The following is an 11567-nucleotide window of genomic DNA, read 5'->3' on the forward strand; positions in this document are numbered from 1 at the left end:
TTTTTATATTGTTGGTATCTTTAAATTCTTTTACTTTGTTAGATAAGTAAACTCTTTTCCAGCCTATTAATATATCCCTCTTTTATTCTCGCTTCATTATTATCCATATGTTCTATATATTTTCTAATTGCCATTTCTTTATCATGTAGGACAATATATTTAATAATCTCTTTGTGCTCTTCAATAGCATTTATATTCTTATTCTTATCCACACTATCTACGGTTTTATAGGAACAATAGTAACTTCTATCCATAATATTGTTCATCTGATTGATGAAAATGGAATTATTGTAGAGGTGAAAAAACAGCAGGTGGAATTTCTTATCATATTTGTGGAAATTTTGAATATCTTTCTTTTTCAAATACTTAATCATATTTTCATTATATTCTGAAAGTATATCTACATGTTCCTTGGTTAAGGAAGAAAATATCTGTTCAAAGACATAGCAACCAACAAGTCTTCGATATTCAAATACCTCTGTGAAATATTTTTCTTTCACTTTAGGTACGTAATATCCGATGCCAGGTAATTGCTTGATAAGCCCTTCCTGACTCAAGCGATTACAGGCTTCTCTTACCGGGCTATAGCCTATATTTATTTCCTTGGATAATTTTCTTACACTTAGATACTGACCATCGCACTGATTAATCTTCTTTTTGATTATAGAATAAGCTTTGTCACTTAATAGCATACTCATAACCAGATGGCTCCTTTTTATTTTTCAAGATATTCAAGGGAAACCCTCCCCCTTAAGAATCCCTTAAATAACCTCAGACTAAATAAACTATTAATCCTTTTCGTTGGTAGAACAAGAGAAAAATTTCTTCAAATTCTGGTACTATAAAATAGTTATTTATATAAATATGATATATCAGTTTTATATCAATGTCAAAAATTTAACAAACAATATTTCCTGATTAAGAAAACCATAACATACAAATCTTTATTAAAGATTGTCTTTACGATTCGTCCGAGACAGTGGTAAAATAAATTAATAATGCCTCTAAAAATTGTTATTAGAAAGCATTAGCCTTATATGATCACTGGGATTACTGGATAGAAAGTTGAGGAGAAGAGTCATTCTAAAAAAATTACTATCTCACCAGACAAATGAACAATACCAAGAAATAGCTAATAGCATTACCCATGGTATTGGATCTATATTAAGCATTATCGGTTTTATTATCCTAATCTTCATAGTAATCAACAAGGGAGATGTCTGGTATATAATTAGTTTTACTATCTATGGCACAACACTGGTTTTTCTTTATCTGTGCTCTACCATATACCATGGTTTATCTGATAAAAAAAGAAAATATTTATTCCAAGTTCTGGACCATATTGCCATTTATCTTCTTATTGCCGGTTCTTATACCCCATTAACTCTAATATCGCTGAGGGGACCATGGGGCTGGACTATTTTGGGAATAATATGGCTCATTGCTCTTATCGGTATATTAATGAAAGTATTCTTTTTTACAAAAACACAGGTTATTTCGACAATTCTATATATAATAATGGGATGGCTTATTGTGGTAGCGGCAAAACCTCTAATCGCTACTATCCCTGCAGGAATGCTACACTTAATAATTGCTGGCGGTTTATGCTATTCATCGGGCATTATCTTCTTTATAACACCCAGAATACCATATAATCACACTATCTGGCACCTCTTTGTCTTAGCAGGAAGCTTTATCCATTTTTGGGGATATTACTTGTTCCTGGCCTAACATAAATTATTTTAAAATGTGATTTTTAATTATGTTATAATCTACACTGTTATAAGTAAAAATTTAATGTCGAGAAAATATGAAGAAAAAATGGTTTAATTTTCTTATTAATATGCCTAAGGCATCATTACTTTTGTTGGTATCCCTTTTTTGTGTGGGTTGTGATCAAACCACTAAGTTTACTGCTCAGAGAGTACTGGAACCTGATTCGGTTACTAAACTATTAGGTGGCATCATTAGAATACAATTGGCTCAAAATGAAGGTTCCTTTTTGGGTTTAGGCTCTTCTCTATCAGCTGAATGGAGACTCTGGATTTTTATTATTCTGGTCGCAATTATATTAGTTATTCTGCTAATTTATTATTTCCATTTCGAAGCCGGTAACAAATTATCGACTCTGGCCTTATCCTTAATAATTAGCGGTGGATTCAGTAATTTAATTGATCGCATTATCCATGACGGTATTGTTATTGATTTTCTTAATATAGGAATAGGAAATTTAAGAACCGGAATATTAAACATAGCTGATGTGTCTATCACATCAGGAATGGTATTATTATTGGTTTCTTATTTCATAAAAAAGAGTCAGGGATATTTTCAATAAATTTCTATAGATTAATAATTATCTTCGCTTACCTAATAGGACAAATACCATTTTCACAAGACTCATCACCAGCATCAATTATTACCTCATCTTTCTCATATTTAGAAATAAGGGAAGGAATAAAATGAACCATATTCTTAACTCTCTTGTCATATTCTTCCTTACTTATTTCTTCATAGGGCATCTGAGCATAAAAACTATCATCCAGAGATACGAAACTGACTGCTACTACATCATCCCAGTTATTCCATAGCCATTCTTCCACCTCTTCCCATTCATTATTTCTAACATGTATAGTAATAGAAGTATTATGATCAGAATATTCCTTCTGAAAAGCTCTATAATTCTCTAATTGCTCAATAGCGGAGATATCATTTTTTGTTTTTCCTGGTGGTGCACTACAGGGAAAAGAGATTACCTTTGTGCGACAGTTGTCCTCAGCCTGCCCATTTTCTGGTTTTATGTCATAACCAAGTTCTTCACAAACTTTAAGCAATGGATCAGAAGCATTGATACGCACTCTTCTGATATAAAAGGGAGCATGGGAATAATGGATACCACTGGAAACCGTAGGTAGCTGGGTAACTGTACCCTCTGGTTTAATAGTAGTAACCAGAAGAGGTGGATTGACTCCTAATTTTTTGGCATAAGATTCGGCTTCTTGATGGGCAACTTCTCGAAGTTTTTTACGCAAATGTGATTGTTCTTCAGAAGGCATATTAGTAGCATTCACCATATCCTGCCATCCTGTTAGACTACAACCAACTAATCTATCTCTTTTCTGTTTGATATCCCAATTGTCTAATTCCAGATCTAAAAAAGTCATTCTGAATGCAGCTCGAACTGAAAGACGCTGGGCTTCCAATAGCTTCTTTTCATCCACTTTTCCCTCTCTCACAAATCCCATTACATTTACTGTAGTTAGATTACACATCTGTTCCCTATCCAACAATACTTCCATACAGGGATTTGCTCCTTCTAGATTTGGTCTTCTCCGAGCCGCTGCTTCCGCATTCATAAAACCTGGTTCACCGCTATATCGCATCTGTTTGATATGCCAGGATAGCTTTTCACGAGAAGGCTTAACAGTATAAAAAATACTATTATTACTCATTTCTCGATAATCAATCTCTTCATTTTTTATCCATTTACCATCAATCTGCTCATAAAGATTGTTTTTGGCATTTAAGATATCTTGATCATCAGAGTCAAATAGTATTACTTCGCTGGTCCGCCTTACTCCACCAACCACTACGTTCTGACCAATGATATTGGCAATATCCATACAATCGACTGGTTTTAACTTTTTCAGCTGCCCAAAACAATTATTCTTGATAATTCTATCTATTTTAAAAAACATCCTCTCTAAGCTCTCATAGCCAGAGGCAGTCCCCCCAAAAGTCTTTAATTTTTCGCCCTTAGGCCTTACCTGATCATAATTAAAAATAATGGTATTAATCTGTCGATATTCTTTGCGAGATAATATATTTAGATATATCTCTAAAGCCTGCACCCATCCTTCCTTGCTATCGCCAATAATAATATGTGCAGTATCTTTTTGAAATGCAACACTGGTTAGATCTTCTCTTTCTTCTTTGGGAACCGGTGAATAGGATTCATGAATTATTTTAATATTTGTCCTTACTTTCGGTAATTTCTGGATATCTGATTTTAGAACCCTAACTCCCACTCCCGTACCAATCATTAATAGATAAAACAAATCCCGAAAAGCACTGAACTTGTCTAACACCGTAAAGCTACAATTGAAATTAGACATAGGATATTTTAAGCTAACTTCCGTACCGCCAGTCCACAATGTTCGTCCGGCTAAAAATTGCCTTAGATGATAGATATTATCATAGAGGACTTCAGCTTCTTGTTGAGTAGTTTTAACCAGATTACAATTGAATTCCACTGCTCTTCTCGCTGCTTCCCACCAGTACTCTCTTCTCTTTTCTAAGGATAGCCATCTGGAGTAAGTACGATAATAAACAAATTGTCCTAATTGAGTGGGAAAAGGATTGGGAAGATGCTTATATTTACTTATGAATTCATCAGTTAATAATTTATGATTTTCTTTAGTTATTTCCCTTAACTTATCCCGTTGTTCCCGGTATAAAATATATACTTTGGCCACATCTTTTCGCTCACTGTTCATTAATTCCGTCTCTACCCTCTCCTGAATATCGGCAACTGTTACGTTTTCTATACTCCCTTTCAGGTCCTGTTCAATTTTTTGAGCAATATTAATACAGAGCTGTTCGTCTACTCCCTTGATTGTTTCCCTCATAGCCTGGGTAATAGCATTAATAATTTTTTTCTGGTCAAAATATTGTACTGTATTATTACGTTTAATAACCTTTAGCATGAAAATCCTCTCTATTTCTTTTAAATTATTATTTATAGGATATTCAAAGTATTTCTTCCCACTTGAATACCCTTTAACCCCACCTTAGTATATTTTAATTTTCTAACAAAATCTGCTGGACTAACTTGTTAGCATCTATTGTGTTTTAAAAAATATTTCTTCTCTGGTATTTTCACCTAAAATCATTCACACACAATCTTATTTGATTCTACTATAAATGGTTTTGAAGTAAAGTAGAAATTTATATTTATCTGCTCACCTTCTATTGAGCATAGCCAGAATTAATAGAATAAACAGGAAGGTGCCTATTCTTTGAGCAGCTCCAATAAAATAGGTAAAAGCAGCATGTCGCAAGACAATGGCTACCATCTTAATCTCTTCCTGATCAGCCAGACCAATCTCCTGTAAGGAATTTAAGGCACGATTACTGGCATTTAATTCCACCGGCAAAGATACCAGAGCGAAGACAACCATACCAAACAGAAGAAATAATCCGGTATAGATTAAGAATATATTTCTAAAAAAAATACCCCATACAAAAACCAGAGGACTTAATTGGCCCATTATAGCTAAAATTCTGGCCATTCTATTTCTTAAATTCATAAGTTGGAATCCCTGGTGTTCCTGTACAACGTGTTCTACCTCATGAGCAACAATACCCAAGGAGGTAACCGAAGATGTTTCGGCAATTTTTCTACAGAAATTAAGCGTTCTGTTTTGGGGATTGTAATAATTTACCATCTGCTTATTGGTCTGTAAAATTGGGATGTTTAGCCTATAAAAAGATAATAAATTCTGGGCAACTTCAATTCCTTTCTTTCCTTTTTTATTAGGTATTTGTAGATAATAATAATAGACTCGTCTAAGTCGCCACTGAGCAAACCATCCTAAAAGTACAGGCACAATAAGGAGTAAATAGATTGGTTTAAAAGTCAGCATCGGTTATCCTCACTTCTATTGCTATATTTTAGGGCAAATATTTCAGAATATTTATCTAGTGCTTTCCCAAGATAATTAGAAATCAACTGTTCTTACTATTTTATGGTTATCGCTAATCTGTAATCTTAAGGATACAAGCAGTTTATTTAGGCATTTTTCATATTTTGATATCTCTTATAGAAAAAGATTATGCTAACCACAGAAATCATAGCAATGAACAGAAAATACATTATTGAATTATCTAAATCACTTCCTGATAAGATACCATGAATTGCTGCCAGGAGAAAAGCAGGATAAAGCAAGCTGTGTATATATTTCCAGTATTTTGCTATATTTTTTCTCAAGAGGGCAGCAATAACTGCCATATAAATCAAGTATAAGGCAGGGCGACCGGCATTGGTTAAAAAACCATTCCAGGAATTAAAATGGGGAATAAATATGCTGGTAGTTCCAAAATCTATAGCCATAATCACGGGATGTAAGCTAATTAATATCAGTCCAACAATAGAAAAAAAGTGATGTATTCTTAAATAGTATACCCCAAAAATCTTTTTGCTTTCTTTCACCAGTAAACTTAGGAGAATAGCTATAAAAAGAGAGGTTAGCCCTGTCAAGCCGGCTATGCGGCGAATAAAGTGAAAAACATTAGCAAATCCATTGCTAAAAACAATAGTAATAGGAATGAGATAAAGAATTATAAATAAAAGATAGAAAAAAGAACGAATTCTAATCCATTGCTTAATCTTTTTTTCATTGTCTATCATGTTCTGCTCCTTTCAATTATTAGGATGGAAAACAAGATAATACTATTACCATTTTAGATTTTCTAACATATTAGCAAATAAAGTGCAAATATAAAATAACAACCAGGTTGTTTGATATTGCTATGGGCAACTTTATAGCTTTATTATAAGTAAGTATTTTCCCAGGCAATGCTTGAGATTTTAAAATCTAATACTTTTCATAGATGTAGTTAATAATCTGGTCTTCCCACAATTTTGGATTATTCTTTTCGCCACGAAAATTATTCTCCATCAAACAAAAAACAATATTCCGGCCACTTTTAGTCTGAAATATTCCGGCTAATCCAGAAGCAGAAGGTAAACTGCCTGTTTTAGCCCAGAGAGGAAAGGAAAATCTATTTTTAATGGTCCCTCTTTCTTCTGTACTGGCAAAAAAGTTTAGAATCTCTCGACCATATTTTTGATAAAGATAAGAAATAAATCCAACTATCTGAGCAGGTGTCAGTAGATTGTATTCAGAGAGACCACAGCCATCAACTATCAGGTAATCTTCACCCCATTGCATGCCAAACAGCTCATAGAATAGTTCTGAAAGCACTGTGATGGATTGTTCTATAGTAAAAGCCTGATCAGAATTAACCATTAATGGTAGAGTACGAAAAATAATTTCTGAGCTTTGATTATCACTCATTTTCATCATTTGCACTAAAATATTATCTAGGGTATCAGAATAGTGAATAGCCTTAATGCTAACATCCTCTTTAACCTGGTCAATCTTAATTCCTCCCTTAATCTGTATCCCCAATCGTAATAATTCACTGCAGAATATTTCTCCCCAGTTCATGGTCATGGTATCATAATAGGAAATATATTTTTCTTTGGCACTGTATCCTTTAATAGCCAAGGCACCTATCAGGGGATTCTGATCATCCCACATCCACCCCCTGCCTAAAAATTCTTCTTTCTGAAAGAAAAAATCATCCAGAATTAAATCACCATTAATCTGACCAATACGGTATTTATTTACAAAATTTTGGGCAATTTCCCTTATCATTTCCGGAGAATTGGTCGGATCTCCGCTCCCCTTAATATAGAGGTTACTCTGTATTTCACCGGGATTTGTACTGGAAAAATAAAAAAATGTAGGAAAACGATATTCCTCTCCTATAACTTCTAATGCCGCCAGTAAAGTCAATATTTTTACTAAAGAAGCCGGGGTAAAAAGCTTATCCTGGTTATGGGATAGCAGTATTTGCCCGCTGTAAAGGTCTTGAATTAGAATTCCTGCAAAAGCATTGAATTGCTCAATATCCTGTTCTATTACCGACTGACCTGATATCATAGGAGATACCAGACTAAAAACTATAACAATGGTAATAATAAATAATATGGTTCTCTTTATCAATTTGCTTTGCTCCTCCTGGCTGCACTTTCTCCTGCTAAAAAGCCAGTACTCCAGCATTCCTGCAGGTTATATCCTCCTGAAGGTCCATCTAAATCCAGAATTTCCCCTGCAAAATAGAGATTTTTAACCTTTTTAGAAACCATGGTACCAGGATCAACTTCTCTTAAAGAAACTCCTCCACAGGTAATCATAGCCCAGGGAAATCCCAGTAACTCAGTAGGTGTCAATTCCAGCTCTTTTAACAAATGCACTAATCGTTTTCTTTCTGATTTAGTAATATAATCCACTCTCTTGTCTTCTTCTATGTTAGATAATTGAATTATTACTGGTATTAAAGAAGCAGGAAGTAGCTTAGGCAACGAATTTTTAAACATACGACCTTTAAATTCCTGAAAATCCCTTTGTATCCTTTCTTCTAATTTTTTAAAATCCAGAGCAGGCTTTAAATCCAGCAAAAGTTTGACTTCCCCCTTTCTTAAATGCTGTTCAATATTATTGCTCATATCCATCACTATTGGTCCACTGATACCAAAGTGAGTGAATAGCAATTCGCCAAAGCGTTCATCATGTTTCTTTCCATCCTGGTATAATTGCAGAGAGATATTCTTTAAGGTTAACCCCTGTACCTCTTTTACCCATATTTCGGAAGTCTTCACTGGATTTAATGCTGGTAAGGGTTTAACTATGGTATGTCCCAACTTTTCTGCCCAACCATAACCATCACCAGTAGAACCGGTTTGGGGATAGGATTTACCACCGGTACAAAGAATAATCTTTTCTGAAAATATTTCTCCTCCCGTAAAGATTATTTTACATATCCCTGTACTATCCTGGGCTACCTCAATGGCACTAATCCTGGTATTATAATAAATCTTTACTCTTCCCTCTGATAAATACCCCGTTAAAATCTTTAATACATCTTGAGCATCTCCCTCTTTGGGAAAAATACGATTACCGCGTTCTACCTGCCAGATTAATCCCCGGGATTGAAAAAAATTTAATACCTCGCTTACTCCAAAACGTTCCAGTGCACTATATAAAAACCGACCATTTTTTCCAAATTTTTCAGCTAATTTCACCTTATCAAATTCATAATGAGTAAAATTACAACGACCTTTACCGGTAAGTAACAATTTCTTCCCTAAAGAGTCATTTCTTTCCAGCAGGACTACTCTGATTCCCAGTTCAGCCGCCCGACCAGCAGCTATCATACCTGCAGGGCCACCACCTAATACTGCTATATCAAAGTAGTTCTCCTTTTTATTCTTTATATTCTGCTCGGAATATTCCATTACTCTATACTTCTTTAACTTCGAAATAAAACGTTTTCCCTATGAAACATATTTGTTGCTGCTGCCAGGGCAAGCAAAGCAATACTAATGTTGCTTATCAGGGTAGCTGATATATGAGTCCAATTAACAGTACCCATTAATAATTCCTTAAAGACAAAACTATTGTTCAAAATGGGAATGAAAAATAGTTGTTTAGCTAATTCTATCCCCTGGCTTAAAGAAATCATGCCCAAAAAAATTGCTATCATATAAATCGGAGTTACATAAGTAGAAGCCTCTCTACTATTTCGGGCAAATATACCAATCAATATGAGTATGGCACTCGCTAATCCTACCAGGGGAGTTAAAATAAGCAAAAAAAGGAAAAACAAGGAAAAAGAAAAAGGTACCCTTATTATTGAAACTTCTCCTAGCATATAAGCTGGAGTTAGAAAAGCAATACTGAGCCCTGTTAATCCCAGAATCATACTTACTGCTGAAATAGACATGACAGTAAAATATTTTCCTAATACAATTTCCAAACGGCTGATTTGGCTCACCAGTAAAGTTGCCAGAGTCCCTCTTTCTTTCTCACCGGCAGTAATATCTACAGCTGAATGCATAGCTCCAATAAAAATAAGTATGATAATAATATAAGGTAGTATTGATCCCAGCATAGAGCCAACTTTTCTTTCCTCTGGAGCCAAATCCAGCCATTGTTCCTGAAATGGCTGTAGAAAATCAGCATCAAAACCAATTTGCTTCAATCTTGCTTGCATAATTTGCTGCCGATAGTAATCAATTAGAACGGTTACTCTCTTTCTTGCTAACTGGGAACGCTGTGTTGTAGAATCATACTTCATTATAATAGAGATTGAGTTAATACTATCTTTCTCCGAATAATCTGTTTCAATAACTTCAGGAATATGTATTGTTAAGTGAACCTTGCCTCCCAGTAGCTCGTTCTCTGGATTTTCCTCAGACTGAATTATCTTTATATTCTTATCTTTCTGTAATATCTCTACCAGTTGCGGCGAATTCCCCGCTCCTGTTATGTTAATTTGGGAAGGCAAATTTTCCGTACTTTTCTGTCCTATTACTGTAAAATAACCAATTCCCAGGAAAAGAAGAGGATAAAAGATAAGAGGTATAACTATCATACTGATTAAAGTTCTGCGGTCACGGATGGCACCCTGTATTTCTTTTTTATAAACTAAATGAACATTCTTCCAGTTCATGCACTTTCCTCTATCTTAACTTTCACCAATTTAAAAAATATCTCTTCCAAATCCTTTTCCCGAAACTTTTGTTGTAAATCTGCTAAGGTACCTGCAGAAAGGATTTCTCCTTTATGAATAATGGCAATTTCATCACATAATTTCTCTGCCTCTGGCATTTGATGAGTCGAAAAGATAATACACTTGCCCTGATTTCTAAATTCTTTGATATAATTTATAACTACCCTGGCTGTTATTACATCCAGACCTACTGTGGGCTCATCAAAAATTAAAACCGGGGGATTATGAATAATAGCACGGGCAATTGATAGCTTCTGCTTCATACCTGTTGATAGTTTATCAACCCTGACATCCTGAAAACTTTTCATATCCAGAATTTGAAATATTTCATTCATGCTGGTCCTAATTTCCTGTTCTGCCAAACCATTAATTCTACCAAAAAACAGGATGGTCTCCCAGGGTGTAAAACGATCATATAATCCGGTTTCCCCGGAAAGAAAACCAATACTCTGTCTAACTTGGTGAGCTTCCTTCACCACATGATAGCCATTAACTAGAACCTCTCCAGCGGTTGGCTTCATCATAGTAGCCAGAATACGCAATGTGGTAGTCTTACCCGCTCCATTTGGTCCTAACAACCCGAATATTTGACCCCTACGGCAATGAAAATTGACATTATTGACTGCCGTAATTTTGCCTCTTTTTTTATCAAAAAATACCTTTTTTAAATGGGTAACCTTAATCACTGAACATGGCCTTTCCTGCATAATTGCCATTTAGTAGTTATTAGTTAGTATTTAGTATATGGTATATAGTTTTTGGTTTTTAGTATGATGTATACCCTATACCATGTATTATCGTATAGTGTAGTTATTGGGCTCAAGGTATATAATTTTATCCTTTATGAGCTTATTATTAAAAATATATATCCTTCTCACAGTACACTCTTTTAGAAAGAAACAACTAAATTATTATTGGTATTGACCGAAAATACTGGTAATAACACCAGGTTTGCTATAACTTATAATTAATGGTTCTTAAAAATATTTTTCTTTTTTCTACATCTTCCCCTTTTTCAATTCCCTTAGGGGCAAAACCATCAATAACTCCCAGGATACCCCGCCCAAGCTCTGTTTCCACAACTATAACCTCTACAGGATTGGCTGTAGCACAGAATATATTACAGACTTCTGGACATTGTTTGATAGCATTTAGAACATTAATAGGAAATGCATTTCCCATGATGATAATAAAAGCATGGCCTGCCC

11 protein-coding genes are annotated in these 11567 nt (G+C 34.6%); 2 read left to right on the forward strand and 9 right to left on the reverse strand.

Translation table 11 applies throughout. The features are described 5' to 3' along the window. Positions 1-38 precede the first annotated feature (38 nt). Positions 39-698, reverse strand: a complete 660-nt coding sequence (locus PHD84_03750) for a GntR family transcriptional regulator (protein MDD5636920.1) — start codon at positions 696-698, stop codon at positions 39-41. A gap of 367 nt (positions 699-1065) precedes the next feature. On the opposite strand from PHD84_03750, the gene PHD84_03755 reads away from it, so the two are divergent. Then, entirely contained in the window at positions 1066-1731 is a 666-nt protein-coding gene (locus PHD84_03755) for a hemolysin III family protein (protein MDD5636921.1), read from the forward strand. A 79-nt stretch (positions 1732-1810) separates the two neighbouring features. After that, positions 1811-2335, forward strand: a complete 525-nt coding sequence (gene lspA, locus PHD84_03760; protein ID MDD5636922.1) for a signal peptidase II — start codon at positions 1811-1813, stop codon at positions 2333-2335. A 28-nt stretch (positions 2336-2363) separates the two neighbouring features. Here lspA and nrdJ read toward each other — a convergent pair whose 3' ends face one another. The 8 genes from nrdJ to PHD84_03800 all read right to left on the reverse strand — a co-directional run. Next, positions 2364-4703 (reverse strand): ribonucleoside-triphosphate reductase, adenosylcobalamin-dependent, encoded by a 2340-nt coding sequence (nrdJ, locus tag PHD84_03765; protein ID MDD5636923.1) that lies wholly within the window; start codon positions 4701-4703, stop codon positions 2364-2366. Positions 4704-4958: 255 nt separating this feature from the next. Beyond that, positions 4959-5642: a zinc metallopeptidase gene (locus PHD84_03770; GenBank protein MDD5636924.1), complete on the reverse strand. Its 684-nt coding sequence runs from the start codon at positions 5640-5642 to the stop codon at positions 4959-4961. Positions 5643-5788: 146 nt separating this feature from the next. Beyond that, on the reverse strand, positions 5789-6406 hold the full coding sequence (locus PHD84_03775) for a hypothetical protein (protein MDD5636925.1): 618 nt from the start codon (positions 6404-6406) through the stop codon (positions 5789-5791). A gap of 187 nt (positions 6407-6593) precedes the next feature. Continuing rightward, entirely contained in the window at positions 6594-7790 is a 1197-nt protein-coding gene (locus PHD84_03780; protein MDD5636926.1) for a D-alanyl-D-alanine carboxypeptidase, read from the reverse strand. Then, positions 7787-9082 (reverse strand): NAD(P)/FAD-dependent oxidoreductase, encoded by a 1296-nt coding sequence (locus PHD84_03785; GenBank protein ID MDD5636927.1) that lies wholly within the window; start codon positions 9080-9082, stop codon positions 7787-7789. Before PHD84_03785 ends, PHD84_03780 begins: the two co-directional genes overlap by 4 nt. A 14-nt stretch (positions 9083-9096) precedes the next feature. After that, a complete protein-coding gene (locus tag PHD84_03790) occupies positions 9097-10299 on the reverse strand; it encodes an ABC transporter permease (GenBank protein MDD5636928.1) in 1203 nt (400 codons plus the stop codon). Next, entirely contained in the window at positions 10296-11066 is a 771-nt protein-coding gene (locus PHD84_03795) for an ATP-binding cassette domain-containing protein (protein ID MDD5636929.1), read from the reverse strand. Before PHD84_03795 ends, PHD84_03790 begins: the two co-directional genes overlap by 4 nt. 247 nt (positions 11067-11313) lie before the next feature. Beyond that, a partial coding sequence (locus tag PHD84_03800; protein ID MDD5636930.1) for an adenosine-specific kinase occupies positions 11314-11567 on the reverse strand: 254 nt, incomplete at its 5' end.

This window comes from Atribacterota bacterium (assembly GCA_028717805.1).
GTDB lineage: Bacteria > Atribacterota > Phoenicimicrobiia > Phoenicimicrobiales > Stramentimicrobiaceae > Stramentimicrobium.

What these genes read in the sequence shown, in the direction of transcription:
- PHD84_03750 (MDD5636920.1), bottom strand. Translation starts at nt 698, where the DNA reads ATGAGTATGCTATTAAGTGACAAAGCTTATTCTATAATCAAAAAGAAG.
- lspA (MDD5636922.1), top strand. Translation starts at nt 1,811, where the DNA reads ATGAAGAAAAAATGGTTTAATTTTCTTATTAATATGCCTAAGGCATCA.
- nrdJ (MDD5636923.1), bottom strand. Translation starts at nt 4,703, where the DNA reads ATGCTAAAGGTTATTAAACGTAATAATACAGTACAATATTTTGACCAG.
- PHD84_03770 (MDD5636924.1), bottom strand. Translation starts at nt 5,642, where the DNA reads ATGCTGACTTTTAAACCAATCTATTTACTCCTTATTGTGCCTGTACTT.
- PHD84_03775 (MDD5636925.1), bottom strand. Translation starts at nt 6,406, where the DNA reads ATGATAGACAATGAAAAAAAGATTAAGCAATGGATTAGAATTCGTTCT.
- PHD84_03785 (MDD5636927.1), bottom strand. Translation starts at nt 9,082, where the DNA reads ATGGAATATTCCGAGCAGAATATAAAGAATAAAAAGGAGAACTACTTT.
- PHD84_03790 (MDD5636928.1), bottom strand. Translation starts at nt 10,299, where the DNA reads ATGAACTGGAAGAATGTTCATTTAGTTTATAAAAAAGAAATACAGGGT.
- PHD84_03795 (MDD5636929.1), bottom strand. Translation starts at nt 11,066, where the DNA reads ATGCAGGAAAGGCCATGTTCAGTGATTAAGGTTACCCATTTAAAAAAG.